Origin of the sequence: Neisseria sp. HMSC055H02 (assembly GCF_001813335.1) — a bacterium.
GTDB lineage: Bacteria > Pseudomonadota > Gammaproteobacteria > Burkholderiales > Neisseriaceae > Neisseria > Neisseria sicca_C.
Genome location: NZ_KV812097.1, coordinates 35,649 through 48,981 on the forward strand (window position 1 = coordinate 35,649; position 13,333 = coordinate 48,981).

12 protein-coding genes, 3 tRNA genes and 1 pseudogene are annotated in these 13,333 nt (G+C 50.7%); 5 read left to right on the forward strand and 11 right to left on the reverse strand.

The window, feature by feature from the left end; translation table 11 throughout:
* The first annotated feature begins 187 nt into the window (after nucleotides 1–187).
* On the forward strand, nucleotides 188–793 hold the full coding sequence (locus tag HMPREF2907_RS07580) for a glutathione S-transferase N-terminal domain-containing protein (RefSeq protein ID WP_016686519.1): 606 nt from the start codon (nucleotides 188–190) through the stop codon (nucleotides 791–793).
* Between the two features lie 19 nt (nucleotides 794–812).
* Nucleotides 813–1,229 (forward strand): ClpXP protease specificity-enhancing factor, encoded by a 417-nt coding sequence (locus HMPREF2907_RS07585; RefSeq protein ID WP_045073898.1) that lies wholly within the window; start codon nucleotides 813–815, stop codon nucleotides 1,227–1,229.
* 83 nt (nucleotides 1,230–1,312) lie between these two features.
* On the opposite strand, the gene HMPREF2907_RS07590 is transcribed toward HMPREF2907_RS07585, so the two are convergent.
* Nucleotides 1,313–1,810: a GNAT family N-acetyltransferase gene (locus tag HMPREF2907_RS07590; protein WP_070681787.1), complete on the reverse strand. Its 498-nt coding sequence runs from the start codon at nucleotides 1,808–1,810 to the stop codon at nucleotides 1,313–1,315.
* Between the two features lie 18 nt (nucleotides 1,811–1,828).
* Nucleotides 1,829–2,362 (reverse strand): isochorismatase family protein, encoded by a 534-nt coding sequence (locus tag HMPREF2907_RS07595; protein WP_060975447.1) that lies wholly within the window; start codon nucleotides 2,360–2,362, stop codon nucleotides 1,829–1,831.
* A gap of 224 nt (nucleotides 2,363–2,586) precedes the next feature.
* On the opposite strand from HMPREF2907_RS07595, the gene HMPREF2907_RS07600 reads away from it, so the two are divergent.
* On the forward strand, nucleotides 2,587–2,835 hold the full coding sequence (locus HMPREF2907_RS07600; protein WP_070681790.1) for a GlsB/YeaQ/YmgE family stress response membrane protein: 249 nt from the start codon (nucleotides 2,587–2,589) through the stop codon (nucleotides 2,833–2,835).
* A 206-nt stretch (nucleotides 2,836–3,041) separates the two neighbouring features.
* Here HMPREF2907_RS07600 and HMPREF2907_RS07605 read toward each other — a convergent pair.
* The 3 genes from HMPREF2907_RS07605 to HMPREF2907_RS07615 all read right to left on the reverse strand — a co-directional run bounded on the left by HMPREF2907_RS07605 (nucleotide 3,042) and on the right by HMPREF2907_RS07615 (nucleotide 3,315).
* Nucleotides 3,042–3,117: transfer RNA gene (locus HMPREF2907_RS07605), tRNA-His, on the reverse strand.
* Between the two features lie 16 nt (nucleotides 3,118–3,133).
* Nucleotides 3,134–3,210 (reverse strand) — tRNA-Arg (locus HMPREF2907_RS07610).
* 27 nt (nucleotides 3,211–3,237) lie between these two features.
* A tRNA-Pro gene (locus HMPREF2907_RS07615) sits at nucleotides 3,238–3,315 on the reverse strand.
* 240 nt (nucleotides 3,316–3,555) lie between these two features.
* On the opposite strand from HMPREF2907_RS07615, the gene folD reads away from it, so the two are divergent.
* Entirely contained in the window at nucleotides 3,556–4,407 is an 852-nt protein-coding gene (folD, locus tag HMPREF2907_RS07620) for a bifunctional methylenetetrahydrofolate dehydrogenase/methenyltetrahydrofolate cyclohydrolase FolD (protein ID WP_070681793.1), read from the forward strand.
* A gap of 152 nt (nucleotides 4,408–4,559) precedes the next feature.
* On the opposite strand, the gene rfbA is transcribed toward folD, so the two are convergent.
* Nucleotides 4,560–5,426: a glucose-1-phosphate thymidylyltransferase RfbA gene (rfbA, locus tag HMPREF2907_RS07625; RefSeq protein ID WP_070681796.1), complete on the reverse strand. Its 867-nt coding sequence runs from the start codon at nucleotides 5,424–5,426 to the stop codon at nucleotides 4,560–4,562.
* A gap of 71 nt (nucleotides 5,427–5,497) precedes the next feature.
* Nucleotides 5,498–6,565, reverse strand: coding sequence for a dTDP-glucose 4,6-dehydratase (gene rffG, locus HMPREF2907_RS07630; RefSeq protein WP_070681799.1), 1,068 nt, complete (start codon nucleotides 6,563–6,565; stop codon nucleotides 5,498–5,500).
* A 211-nt stretch (nucleotides 6,566–6,776) separates the two neighbouring features.
* Between rffG and HMPREF2907_RS07635 the strand changes: the two genes are divergently transcribed.
* Nucleotides 6,777–7,082: a hypothetical protein gene (locus HMPREF2907_RS07635; protein WP_318259060.1), complete on the forward strand. Its 306-nt coding sequence runs from the start codon at nucleotides 6,777–6,779 to the stop codon at nucleotides 7,080–7,082.
* Between the two features lie 330 nt (nucleotides 7,083–7,412).
* On the opposite strand, the gene HMPREF2907_RS07640 is transcribed toward HMPREF2907_RS07635, so the two are convergent.
* From HMPREF2907_RS07640 to HMPREF2907_RS13255, 4 genes and pseudogenes are all read right to left on the reverse strand, one after another.
* Nucleotides 7,413–9,017 (reverse strand): sigma-54-dependent transcriptional regulator, encoded by a 1,605-nt coding sequence (locus HMPREF2907_RS07640; RefSeq protein ID WP_039408427.1) that lies wholly within the window; start codon nucleotides 9,015–9,017, stop codon nucleotides 7,413–7,415.
* On the reverse strand, nucleotides 9,010–10,599 hold the full coding sequence (locus HMPREF2907_RS07645; protein ID WP_003765319.1) for a sensor histidine kinase: 1,590 nt from the start codon (nucleotides 10,597–10,599) through the stop codon (nucleotides 9,010–9,012). Before HMPREF2907_RS07645 ends, HMPREF2907_RS07640 begins: the two co-directional genes overlap by 8 nt.
* 164 nt (nucleotides 10,600–10,763) lie before the next feature.
* Entirely contained in the window at nucleotides 10,764–13,073 is a 2,310-nt protein-coding gene (gene parC, locus HMPREF2907_RS07650; RefSeq protein WP_070681802.1) for a DNA topoisomerase IV subunit A, read from the reverse strand.
* A 21-nt stretch (nucleotides 13,074–13,094) separates the two neighbouring features.
* Nucleotides 13,095–13,221 (reverse strand): annotated as a pseudogene (locus HMPREF2907_RS13255) (IS5/IS1182 family transposase); the annotation flags it as partial.
* Between the last annotated feature and the right edge of the window lie 112 nt (nucleotides 13,222–13,333).

Genomic DNA, 13,333 nt, shown 5'->3' on the forward strand with positions numbered 1-13,333 from the left:
GTCCTGATTTAAATTTAATCCACTATATGACTTAAGATGGGGAAGTCAAAAAATATAATTTAAAACAATATATTATCCTGTTTTTCTAGAATTGTTGTATGCAATCGCGTATAATTCTGCGATTAATTTGTTTAACGGTCGTATCAGGCGCATGCCGTCTGAAACCGGATACAGGAGCCCAATTACCATGATGACCTTATATTCAGGCATTACCTGCCCGTTCAGCCAACGCTGCCGTTTCGTGTTGTACGAAAAAGGCATGGATTTTGAAATCAAAGATGTCGATATTTTCAACAAACCCGAAGACCTTGCCGTAATGAATCCGTACAATCAAGTACCTGTTTTGGTTGAACGCGACCTCATCTTGCACGAGTCCAACATCATCAACGAATATATCGACGAACGTTTCCCGCATCCGCAACTGATGCCCGGCGATCCCGTGATGCGCGGACGCGGGCGTTTGGTGTTGTTCCGCATGGAAAAAGAATTGTTCAACTTCGTCCATGTTTTGGAAAACCCCAACGCGACCAACAAAGAACAGGCTAAAGCGCGCGAAGCCATCGGTAACGGGCTGACAATGCTGGCTCCTGCTTTTGCGAAGAGCAAATACATCCTCGGCGAAGATTTTTCTATGATTGACGTAGCGCTGTCTCCTTTGTTGTGGCGGCTTGATCATTACGACATCAAACTCGGCAAATCCGCCGCACCTTTGTTGAAATACGCCGAACGCATTTTCCAACGCGAGGCTTTCATCGAAGCACTGACGCCCGCCGAAAAAGCCATGCGCCGATAAGCTTCCGAAAGGAGATACCATGACGACTTCGACCAAACCCTATCTGCTTCGTGCCTTATATGAATGGTGTATCGATAATAGCCAAACGCCGCATCTGGTCGTTTGGGTTAACGAACATACCCGCGTACCCATGCAATATGTCCGTGACAATGAAATCGTACTGAATATCGGCCCGACCGCCAGCCATAATCTAAATATCGATAACGATTGGATCAGCTTTTCCGCCCGTTTCGGCGGAGTGGCGCACGATATTTGGATTCCCGTCGGTCATGTCATCAGTATCTTCTCACGCGAAAGCGGGGAGGGGATGGGGTTCGAAGTCGAGCCTTACGAGGCGGATGCTTCCGGTAAGGAGGCGCAGCAGGAGCCGGCGGCAGATAAGCCGACTGACGGAGAGCCCGCCAAGTCAGGCAAGGTATTGAAGTTCGTCAAATAAAATGAAAGGTCGTCTGAAAGTAGATTTCAGACGACCTTTTTACTCATATGCATGATCTTTCAGGTTGGGTTCTTTAGAGGAAATTACGTTATCCGTTTGCCCAAGATAACCACATCCGCTTCAAATGTTTCCAAATCGCACACTGCGGGCAATCTGCCCCATTCTTGAAAACCGAACGAGTGGAAAAGATGCAGGCTGGGGTGGTTGTGTCCGAAAATCACGGCCAAAACATTTTTAATACCCAAGGAGGGCGCGCGCTCCAACATATTGCACAGCAGGATTTTACCCACGCCGACCCCGCGCATATTGTGTCGGACATAAATACTGATTTCCGCACTGATGTGATACGCGTGGCGCGGATAATAATCGCTGAAGCTGCCCCATGCCAGCAATTCGCCGCTATGGTTTTTCAAGACATAAAGCGGACGTTTGCCGGAATGTGCTTCAAACCAAGGCTTGCGGGTTTCGATGCCGACGGGCGATAAATCGGCGGTAGATTGGCGCACTTCAATCGTACTGTTGTAGATTTCGACAATGTCGGGCAAGTCTTCTGTTTTCGCTAGAGTAATCGTATATTCCATTTTCAGGCGACCTGACGGCTATTGGATGAGTTTGGAAATGGTTTTAAAGGCAGGATGTTTCGCATCACCCATCAGGTTGAATAATAGGCTCTCAACGTTGGATACGGCGGCTCCGGCAGTAAGCATCTGCTGCAAGGCATTGTCTTTGTTAAGCGCGTTTCTGGAGGTGGTGCATTCGTAAGGAATGTGGACACGGATATTGTGCTTGAGCAAGTCCAAGGTCGTCTGAAGCATACAGATGTGCGCTTCCGCACCGATTAAGATGATGTTTTCGATTTGTTTCTCTTTCAGAATCGCCATGACTTCGGGTGATGCGGCGGAAAAACGGGTTTTTTCAAATATCGGCGTATTGTGCAGAAGCAGGGATATGGCGGGAGTCGTTTTACCCAAACCCTTCGGATATTGTTCCGTTGCTGTAAACGGTATGTTTAGAGCCGACAAGCCTTGCAGCAGGATGCGGCAATGTTCGACCATTTGTTCGCTGCCATGCAATGCGGGCAGCAGGCGTTCTTGAATATCGACAATCAGGCAAAGCGTATTTTCCGTGTTCATTTGGATTTCCTTTCAGACGACCTTGGTAGGAGAGATTTTTGTATCATTGCCACACAATACAGTAAAAGTACTTAAAATCAGTTTATTTTAAGAAAAATAAACACCATGGCAGGACAGTTTGCCAAAGTGTTCTGTATTATGCAAAGGCTTTTCAGGGTTTCCGCTTCTAAGGGATCTGGGAGAGCTGATTAAAACAACTTTGAAAATCACACGGAGGTAATATTATGGGATGGATTGTTACGATCATCATCGGTTTTATCGTCGGCGTCTTGGCAAAATTCCTGCATCCCGGCAGAGAAAATTTAGGATTCATTATGACTACTCTCTTGGGTATAGCCGGATCGGCTTTAGCCGGATTCGTAGGTCAAAGTTTAGGTTGGTATCGTGTAGGCGAGCCTGCAGGATGGATTGCATCAACCATTTTTGCAGTAATTATTTTGGCAGTTTATACCCGTTTTTTGAGAATCCGTTAATAAATATGGATTAAAATAGGGGTTGGCTTGCCGGTCTGTCTCTTTAAAGCGTAATATAAATACCATACTGTTATTTTCCTTCTAAAAGAAAAGGTAGTATGGTATTTTTTAATTCTTTTGGGTAAAAGAAAGAAATACGGCAAGGGTAACTGAATATTTAAAGATAAAAAGAAAAAATCCTACATGATATTTGCAGGATTTTATTTTGGGGTGGCTGATGGGGCTCGAACCCACGACAACTGGAATCACAATCCAGGGCTCTACCAACTGAGCTACAGCCACCGTAAAACTAAAATTTTGGCACGCCCGACAGGAATCGAACCTGTAACCCCCGACTTAGAAGGTCGGTGCTCTATCCGGTTGAGCTACGGGCGCTCATGCCGATTCGTGCTAAAGCATTATTGGTCGGGGCGGTGGGATTCGAACTCACGACCCTCTGCTCCCAAAGCAGATGCGCTAACCGGGCTGCGCTACGCCCCGACTTGAAGAGTGAAACTATACAGATAGGTTTGTAAAAGGTCAACTGTATTTTTAAGTTTGTTTTTATTTCTTGTCCTATCTTTTTATTTTTTATTAAGATTTATTTTTATGAGTATGCCAGGGAATAGAATGAGAATATGAGTTTGAATGTGCAGGAATGTGGTTTTACGGGATGTGTCAAACCGGTTTAAAAATGCGATAATCGCCGATATTGTTCATTTTGATTGGGAAGGAAGGTTTATGGCTGAACAATTAATCAACGGTAAAGAGGTGTCGGTCAAAAGACTGACAAAAGTTACCGAAGCGGTGGTAAAGCGTCAGGAAGATGGTTTGCGCGAACCTTGTTTGGCGGTCATTTTGGTGGGTAATGATCCTGCCAGTGCGGTATATGTCCGCAATAAAAAGCTGGCTTGCGAAAAATGCGGTATCCGTTCTTTGTCTTATGAGCTGCCCGAATCGACTTCCCAAGAAGAGTTGTTGGATTTGGTCGGGCGATTAAATGAAGATGATGCTGTGGACGGTATTTTGGTGCAGCTTCCGTTGCCGGTACATATCGACAGTCAGGCCGTTCTAGAAAATATTGTTCCACATAAGGATGTGGACGGCTTCCATCCTTACAATATAGGACGGCTGGTGGTGAAAATGCCGCTGATGCGGCCATGTACGCCCAAAGGCGTAATGACGCTTTTGGAAGAATACGGGGTCGATCCAAAAGGGAAAAAAGCGGTTGTTGTCGGCGCTTCAAATATTGTAGGCAGACCCCAGGCTTTGGAACTATTGTTGGCACGTGCGACGGTAACGGTATGCCACAGTGCGACGCAAAATCTTGCTGATGAAGTGGCTGCGGCGGATATTTTGGTCGTCGGTGTGGGTATCCCGAATTTTGTTAAAGGCAGTTGGATTAAGCCCGGTGCGGTTGTGATTGATGTCGGTATCAACCGTTTGGAAGATGGCAGTTTGTGCGGTGATGTGGAGTTTGATGTGGCAAAAGAACGGGCTGGCATGATTACCCCTGTTCCCGGCGGCGTCGGCCCGATGACGATTGCGACGCTTTTGGAAAATACCTTGCACGCGGCTGCACTGCATGACTGAATGATATAAATTGTTATGGAAAAGCCGAGCCGGAATACACGGGAGGGATACGGTATCCCGCGTGTTCCGGCTTGGCTTTTTGATGTCGTGGTCAAGGTCGTCTGAAATCAGTCGGTACATGATTGTCCCTTACGATTTCAGACGACCTTTTTTTATTTTTTCAACAGGTGCAGCAGATATTGGCCGTATTGGTTTTTTGCCATCGGGCGGGCGAGTTCTTCCAAGCGCTCGTCTGAAAGCCAGCCGTTGCGCCAAGCGATTTCTTCGAGGCAGGCGACTTGTAGGTCTTGGATGTTTTGCACGGTTTGGACGAATGAAGCGGCTTCGTGCAGGCTTTCGTGCGTACCGGTGTCCAACCATGCAAAGCCGCGCCCCAAAAGCTGGACGGACAATGAACCGTCGTCAATATACATTTGGTTGAGTGTGCTGATTTCGAGTTCGCCGCGTGCGGAGGGTTTGACTTGTTTGGCAAACTCGACGACGCGGTTGTCGTAGAAATATAAGCCCGTTACCGCCCAGTCGGATTTGGGTTGTTTCGGTTTTTCTTCGATGGATAAGGCGTTGAAGTTTTCGTCAAATTCAACGACGCCGAAACGTTCGGGGTCTTTGACTTGGTAGCCGAACACGGTGGCGCCGTGTTTTTTGGAGGCGGCTTGTTTCAGGGTTTGGGTAAACGATTGGCCGTAGAAAATATTGTCGCCCAAGACCAAGCAGACGTTGTCGTTGCCGATAAACTCTTCGCCGATGATGAATGCTTGCGCCAAGCCGTCGGGGCTGGGTTGTTCGGCGTAGCTGATGGAGATGCCGAAATTGCTGCCGTCGCCGAGCAGTCGTCTGAAAGAGGGATTGTCTTCGGGGGTGGTAATGACCAAGATTTCGCGTATTCCCGCCAGCATCAATACGGACAGGGGATAGTAAATCATGGGTTTGTCGTACACGGGCAGAAGCTGTTTGGACACGCCGCGCGTGATGGGGTAGAGGCGTGTGCCGCTGCCGCCGGCAAGGATGATGCCTTTCATAAGTTTCTCCTGAAGGGGTGTGTTTTTTGATTTTCAGACGACCTCTCTGGCTGAGAAGGTCGTCTGAAAACTTATTTTCCTGTTCCTAAGCGTTCCAAACGGTAGCTGCCGTTCAGTACATTTTGCCACCAGGTTTTGTTGTCCAAATACCATTGCACTGTTTTGCGGATGCCGGATTCGAACGTTTCCTGCGGTTTCCAGCCCAGTTCCCTGCCGATTTTGGCGGCATCGATGGCGTAGCGTACGTCATGGCCGGGGCGGTCTTGCACAAAAGTAATCAAGTCTTCGTAGCGCGCCACGCCGGCTGGTTTTTCGGGAACGAGTTCTTCCAGCAGGGCGCAGATGGTTTTGACCACTTCGATATTGGCTTTTTCATTGTGTCCGCCGATATTGTAGGTTTCGCCGACGACGCCTTCGGTAACAACCTGATACAGCGCGCGGGCGTGATCTTCGACAAACAGCCAGTCGCGGATTTGCATTCCGTCGCCGTACACGGGCAGGGGCTTGCCGTCGAGCGCGTTCAGAATCATCAATGGAATGAGTTTTTCAGGGAAGTGGTACGGACCGTAGTTGTTCGAACAGTTGGTTACGATGGTCGGCAGACCGTAGGTGCGCAGCCATGCACGTACAAGGTGGTCGCTGGATGCCTTGGAGGCAGAGTAGGGGCTGGACGGGGCGTAGGGCGTGGTTTCGGTAAACAAATCGTCCGTGCCGTGCAAGTCGCCATAAACTTCGTCGGTGGAAATATGGTGGAAACGGAAAGCTTCACGTTTTTCAGACGACATTTGTTGCCAGTAGGCGCGGGCCGCTTCAAGCAGATTGAATGTACCGACGATATTGGTTTGGATGAATTCGCCTGCTGAATCGATAGAACGGTCAACATGACTTTCCGCTGCCAAGTGCATGACGGCATCGGGCTGATGTTGGGCAAATACGCGGTCAAGTTCTGCACGATCGCAAATGTCCACTTGCTCAAAAGCGTAACGGGGACTGTCGGCTACGTCGGTCAGTGATTCGAGATTGCCCGCGTAAGTTAATTTGTCGAGATTGATGACGGAATCTTGGGTATTTTGGATGATGTGGCGGACAACTGCAGAGCCGATAAAGCCCGCGCCGCCGGTAACGAGGATTTTTTTCATGGGATGGGTCTAAGATACAGTACAGCCTCGAATTATAACTGTATCTATTTTTTTTTTGCAGCTTAAAATTTAACTTAATGTTACGTAATTTTCTATTGGTTCTATTTTTCTTTACAGGCATGTAGTGTTTTTTATGACATAAAGGAACAACCCTGTTGTTTTAAATTCAATTTGATAATGTAACTGCTTTTTTAGGGCAAAGACTTTTCGCATGTGGCGGGAGTTGGGCGTGCCGGAATATAAAATGCGTTCTGCCGTATATCTTGCTTTTGCCGATATGGTGCCTGGCATGATTCCTGTCGTCGGTACGCTTATTTATATTTTCTTGCAGCCGAGCCGCCGTACTTTGAAAGTCATAATAAATATGTGCGCAGCGAGTATGGCGTGGATCGTGACCTGCATTTGGAGCGCCCGTTTATGCATGCGGCTTTGGAGAAGAAACAACAAAAATCAGATTTTTGGCGCAAACCTGTTGCGGCTTGGTTTTATCTGCATCTACCGGATTTTTTTGGTTTGATTGTGTTGGTGTTGATGGGCTGGATAACGGTTGCAGTAAGTAAATGGGCGTGGAGCGGTATGACTTATTTGTTCCACGCTGTTGCCGGTTGGTTTTGAATGTTTGTGATTTGAATGGAGATATATAGCAGGTTAAGTTTGAATCAATATTGCGTTTTAATGTCCGAGGTATAGGGAGAATTGCTCTCTAAGTATGAGCGTACCAAGTGGACTGGTTTCGTACTGTCCATACTATCCGCGATTTTGCTCTAATTTAAACTTAACCTGCTATATTTAAAACATACGTTTAGGTTTTGCTTCCTAAAGGCGCAGACAATGACAAATCACTGACTTAATTGATGTCCAAACGTTCCATACGGTAGCGCATGGAGCGGAAGCTGATGCCCAAAAGCTTGGCTGCCTGAGTGCGGTTGTAACGGGTTTGCTGCAACGCCTGTTCGATAATGCCGCGCTCGATTTGGTCAAGGTAATCTTGAATCTGCATGGTGCGCGGGTCAAACGGCGGAAGCGGCTGGTGATCCAAAGTTTCGCCTTTTCGTGTTTCGGAATCGGCGATGTCGTCAAGACTGAGGTTTGGATGGTCGTTTTTGGGCGCCGTCGTGTTTTGGATTTGCAAATCATCCAACTGGATAACTTGTCCGACAGTCAGGGCGACGGCGCGTTCGAGGATGTTTTCGAGTTCGCGGAAGTTGCCGGGATAGCTGTAATGCAGCAGGGCTTCTTGCGCTTTGGGACTGAGTTTGTAGGTTTGCGTACCGTGGCGGTGTTTGTAGAGCAGGTACAGAATCAGCGCGCCCAAGTCTTCACGCATTTCGCGCAGGGGCGGCATGTGCAGGGTAACGACGTTGAGGCGGTAATATAAGTCTTGGCGGAACGCGCCGCTGTCAACGAGGGCTTCAAGGTTCTTGTGGGTAGCGCAGATGATGCGGACATCGACGAAAGTTTCGCGGGCATCACCGATGCGGCGCACGGCTTTTTCTTGGATGGCACGCAGGAGTTTGACTTGCATAGCAAGCGGCAAGTCGGCAACTTCGTCGAGGAACAGCGTTCCGCCGTCGGCGTGTTGGAAGAAGCCGAGACGGTCTTGGTCGGCGCCGGTAAAGCTGCCTTTTTTGTAGCCGAAGAATTCGCTTTCCATCAGGTTTTCAGGAATCGCGCCGCAGTTGACGGCGATAAAGGGCTTGTCAGCACGATCGGACAATTCGTGGATGGTACGCGCAGCCTGTTCTTTACCGGTACCCGATTCGCCGGAAATGTAAACGGGCACGCCGCTGCGGGCGAGGCGGCGGATCAGGTGGCGGACTTCGACCATTTGGGGCGAACTGCCGAGCAGCCGCGGCATATCTTCTTCGCCGCCCAATTCGGGCACGTCTTCGTTCGCACGCATGGCGATTTCGCCGGTGGCAAAGCGTTCTTTCATGGAACGCAGGCTTTCGGGCACGGAGACAGAACCGCTCAAGTCGCGTTTGGGCGGCTTGGGCGGGGTTTTAGGCTTGTTGAATGCGGCTGCGACGGGCGCGGACGGTTTTTCGGTCGGCGGCTGGGCAATTTCATCGGTGCTGTTGGAAACAGAGACGGCGGATTTAACCAACGAGCGAAGTTGGGAAAGGGTAATCGGCTTTTGCAGGTAGTCGAACGCGCCCGCATTAAGGGCTTCGACCGCCTGGTCGGCATTACCGAAGGCGGTAATGACGGCGACAGGGGTGTCGAGCATGAGTTCGTCTATGTATTGGACGACTTCGAGGCCGGAGCCGTCGGGCATCCGCATATCGGTCAAGACGAGGGAATAGTCGTTGTTGTCGAGCTTGTCTTTGGCATCTTCTACGCCGACGGCAGTCTGCACGCGCAACCCCATCTTCATCAGCGTCATTTCCATCAAGTCACGGATGTCGGCCTCGTCGTCGACGACCAATACTGGGTCTTGCAGCTTACTCATTGTGTTCTCTCGGTAAAATCAGTTCGAATCCGTTCATTTCGGGGTGGTAATGGAGTTGACCCATATTGGCGTGTGCCAGTTCGCGGGCAACGTACAACCCCAATCCCGTACCCTGTTTTTCCGTGGTGTAGAACGGCTCGAAGAGATGGTTGCGGACTTCGGGCGAAATGCCTTTGCCGTTATCGGCAACGACGATGGAAATGTGCATCCTGCCGCTGGGGCGGATCAGGACGGTAATCGCGTTTTCGTCCTGACGGCTGTGCCGCCACGCGTTATTGCAGAGGTTCCACATGATTTGTTGGATGTGCATCACATCAGCGAGGACGGTAAGGTTGTTGCCGTCCATGTTCATGCGCAGGCAGCCGATGGCTTCGGAATTGTTGAGCGTGAACTCTTGTTTGAAGTCGAGCCAGAATTTCATCAGGTTGATCGGCTCGCGGCTGATATTGTCGCGTTTGTTGAGTAAAGAGATGTCTTCCAACATTTTATCGATGCGCTGGATGTTGCTGTCGATGATGCCGCAAAGCTTGGCTTTAACGGGATCGGGTTCGGCATCGTCATCACTTTCTTGCAGCAAATCGCTGGCGTGACGGATGGCGGACATCGGATTACGGATTTCGTGGGCGAGGTTCGCGGTAAGCTGTCCGAGCGAGGTGAGCTTGGTGGACATTGCCTCTGCCGCGACTTCGCGCAGCGAACGGACATACAGCATGAGCAGTTCCGTCTGTTCCTGAATCAGCGGGACGGCGCGGACGTGCATGGCGTGTTGGAAGATGTGGATATCGGTTTCAAACGGTTTGTCGGGATGATATTGCCAGCGTGTAACCAATTCGCCGAATACGACTTCCTGCTGGTCAACCACCAAACCGGGGAAATAGGTTTTTGCCTGTTTGTTGAAAAGCCAGACGCGCTGGGTGCTGTCGATGACGATAACGGCTTCCTGCACGCGGTTGAGAACGAGGCGGTTCAACCCGCTGATGCGGCGGTAGGCAAGCTGATGGCGGCTGGCGGATTCGGTCGCTTGCTCCAAATAGCGGGCGGCGAACGAAGTCAGCATGGCGACAAGGTAACACGCGCCGCAGAGCAGGACCGTAGTAATCAGGGGCTGCGTATCCCAATCAAACGGATGCAGGCGGATACTGCCGTCGAGCAGCAGATTGAAGAAGAACAGCATGGACGCGTAGCCCGCGTACAGCATGGGATAATGCCCGTAGCTGAGGAGGCAGGACGTCGCGACGAAAGGAAGGACAAGGATGCCGAAGCCCGAATCGACTCCGCCGGCAATATACACCAGTATCATCATCATCGAAATATCGACGACTGCGCTGGCATTGGGCAAATCCAAAGTCTGCCATTGCCAGTCTGGACGGGCGACGGATAACAAGATGAGGAAAGAATACAGCGCTGCCCAGCTGTAAAATTCGACGGGAGGGAATGACATGCCGATATGGGTGCCATTACTGTAAACGCCGAAAGCATGCATGACCAACAGCGGCAGCACGATGGCAATGCGGGCAATATTGATTAAACCGGGTATCCGCTCGCTCAGGTTTCCCAGTTCCTGAAAGCCGGACTTACTCATATCCGCAACCCTTTTTGTTTATTTTTATCATTATTAGTACCTGTTTTTGAAATCGTTCTGCAATATTTCCGCAGACGGTCGTAAATATTTTTTTAATTTTGTCAGCATAACATAAAACGACCGTGTTTTCTAGGTTTTCAATGTGTTATCGTTTCCTCTGTTGCTTATTCGGAAGCTGCGGACAAGGTTTTCAGACGACCTGAGATGTCCAAGACCTTCCCTTTTTTGCCGCGCTTGCCCTCGATGTCGCAAATGCGCAATTTTTCCTGATGCGCCGCACCGCGCTTGCCGACGGTTTCGACGATGAATTCCGCAGCCGTGGTCACGAGGACGTGTTCCAGCGATGCGCCGTCGGTCAGCGACATCAATTGCAAACCGCGCCCTTTGGGCATGACTTTGAGTTCGCCGATGGAAAACGCCAAGAGGCGGTGGTCGCTGCTGGCCAGTACGATTTTGCAATCGGGATTGATGAGCGAGGAAGCATAGACGGCAATCGGCGGCAGGACGGTTTCGCCGCTGTCCACAGTCATCACCACTTTGCCCGCTTTCACGCGTCCGACCATATCGCCCAGCTTGGTGATAAAGCCGTAGCCGCCGCTGCCTGAGAGCAGGTAGTGCTGTTCGGGCTGTCCGGTGAGCATGGCGACGGGTTTCGCGCCGTTTTGCAGCTCGATTAACGATGAAACCGGCACGCCGTCGCCGCGTCCGCCTGGGATTTCGGCGGCATCGAGCGTGTAGGTTCTGCCCAATGAATCGAGGATGACAACGGGTAAAACAGTGCGGCCTTCAAGGGTTTGCTTGAGGCGGTCGCCTTCTTTGAATGCGGTTTGGCTCAAATCAAGGTTGTGTCCGGCCCGGCTGCGTATCCACCCTTTTTCCGACAGAATCAGCGTGATGGGTTCGTCGGCGGTGGTTTGCGTCAGCACGGCGCGTCCGGCTTCTTCCACCAGCGTGCGGCGCGCGTCGCCGAACTGCTTCATGTCCGCCTGCATCTCTTTGATAATCAGCTTGCGTTTTTCGTTTTCATCGCCCAAAAGGATATTCAGACGACCTTGTTCTTCGCGCAATTCGTTCAATTCTTTTTCGAGTTTGAAACCTTCCAAACGTGCCAACTGGCGCAGGCGGATTTCCAAAATGTCTTCGGCTTGAATTTCGGTCAGCCCGAATGCCGCCATCAAATCGGCTTTCGGGTCGTCTGATTCGCGGATGACTTTAATCACTTCATCAATGTGCAGAAAGACTTTCAGACGGCCTTCAAGGATGTGCAGCCGTTTTTCCACTTGGTTCAAACGGAATTTCAGACGACGTGTTACAGTCACGACACGGAAATCCAGCCATTCCTGCAAAATCGTTTTCAGGTTTTTCTGCGCGGGGCGGTTGTCCAGCCCCATCATCACCAAGTTCATCGACACGTTGCCTTCCAGCGAAGTCTGCGCCATCAGCGTGTTGATGAAGGTATCCGTATCGATTCGGCTGGATTTTGGTTCGAACACCAGGCGAACGGGATGTTCGCCGTCGGACTCGTCGCGCACGCGGTCGATTAAATCCAGCATCAGCTTTTTGGTGTTGAGCTGGTCTTGGTTGAGCTGCTTTTTACCTGCTTTCGGTTTCGGGTTGGTTTGTTCTTCGATTTCGGCAAGGATTTTGGCGGAGTTGGCGTTCGGCGGCAGCTCGGTCACAATCACGCGCCATTGCCCGCGCGCCAGCTTCTCGATTTCATAACGCGCACGCACGCGCACGCTGCCCTTGCCGGTTTCGTAAATCCGGCGCAATTCGTCCGCCGGTGTGATGATTTGACCGCCGCCGGCAAAATCGGGCGCGGGAATATACTGCATCAGGTCGGCGGTTTCTAGCGTCGGCTTCTTCAACAGTGCAATCGCCGCCTGCGTCACTTCGTTCAAATTGTGCGACGGGATTTCGGTCGCCATGCCTACCGCGATGCCCGACGCGCCGTTGAGCAACACCATAGGCAGACGGGCGGGCAGGTGCAGCGGTTCGTCAAACGCGCCGTCGTAGTTCGGCACGAAATCCACCGTCCCCTGATTGATTTCGGACAACAGCAATTCCGCAATCGGCGTGAGCCGCGCTTCGGTGTAACGCATCGCCGCCGCCCCGTCGCCGTCGCGCGAACCGAAGTTGCCGATGCCGTCGATTAAGGGGTAGCGCAAGGTAAAATCCTGCGCCATCCGCACCATTGCTTCATAAGCGGAACTGTCGCCGTGCGGGTGATATTTACCCAAAATCTCACCAACCACACGTGCCGATTTCACCGGCTTCGCCCCCGCCGTCAAACCCATATCGCGCATGGCAAACAAAATACGCCGCTGTACGGGCTTCTGGCCGTCTGAAACTTCAGGCAGCGCGCGACCTTTGACCACGCTCATAGCGTATTCGAGATAGGCGCGTTCGGCGTACTGACCTAAGAGCAGGTAGTCTTCGCCGACGGGGAATGGGACGGAAACGTGTTCGTTCATAAGGAAGCTGGAAATAAAGGTAAAGGGCGATATTGTAAAGTATAGTGGATTAACTTTAAACCAGTACGGCGTTGCCTCGCCCTTACCGTACTATCTGTACTGTCTGCGGCTTCGTCGCCTTGTCCTGATTTAAAGTTAATCCACTATAAAAATGGGGTTTCTGTTAGAGAAGGGCAGGTCGTACTGAGTTTTGATTGGGCATTGGCGGGAAGTTTATGAAATTTTAGATATTAAGGGTCGTCTGAAAATTTTCAGACGAC

What these genes read in the sequence shown, in the direction of transcription:
- HMPREF2907_RS07580 (WP_016686519.1), top strand. Translation starts at nt 188, where the DNA reads ATGATGACCTTATATTCAGGCATTACCTGCCCGTTCAGCCAACGCTGC.
- HMPREF2907_RS07585 (WP_045073898.1), top strand. Translation starts at nt 813, where the DNA reads ATGACGACTTCGACCAAACCCTATCTGCTTCGTGCCTTATATGAATGG.
- HMPREF2907_RS07590 (WP_070681787.1), bottom strand. Translation starts at nt 1,810, where the DNA reads ATGGAATATACGATTACTCTAGCGAAAACAGAAGACTTGCCCGACATT.
- HMPREF2907_RS07595 (WP_060975447.1), bottom strand. Translation starts at nt 2,362, where the DNA reads ATGAACACGGAAAATACGCTTTGCCTGATTGTCGATATTCAAGAACGC.
- HMPREF2907_RS07600 (WP_070681790.1), top strand. Translation starts at nt 2,587, where the DNA reads ATGGGATGGATTGTTACGATCATCATCGGTTTTATCGTCGGCGTCTTG.
- folD (WP_070681793.1), top strand. Translation starts at nt 3,556, where the DNA reads ATGGCTGAACAATTAATCAACGGTAAAGAGGTGTCGGTCAAAAGACTG.
- rfbA (WP_070681796.1), bottom strand. Translation starts at nt 5,426, where the DNA reads ATGAAAGGCATCATCCTTGCCGGCGGCAGCGGCACACGCCTCTACCCC.
- rffG (WP_070681799.1), bottom strand. Translation starts at nt 6,565, where the DNA reads ATGAAAAAAATCCTCGTTACCGGCGGCGCGGGCTTTATCGGCTCTGCA.
- HMPREF2907_RS07635 (WP_318259060.1), top strand. Translation starts at nt 6,777, where the DNA reads ATGTGGCGGGAGTTGGGCGTGCCGGAATATAAAATGCGTTCTGCCGTA.
- HMPREF2907_RS07640 (WP_039408427.1), bottom strand. Translation starts at nt 9,017, where the DNA reads ATGAGTAAGCTGCAAGACCCAGTATTGGTCGTCGACGACGAGGCCGAC.
- HMPREF2907_RS07645 (WP_003765319.1), bottom strand. Translation starts at nt 10,599, where the DNA reads ATGAGTAAGTCCGGCTTTCAGGAACTGGGAAACCTGAGCGAGCGGATA.
- parC (WP_070681802.1), bottom strand. Translation starts at nt 13,073, where the DNA reads ATGAACGAACACGTTTCCGTCCCATTCCCCGTCGGCGAAGACTACCTG.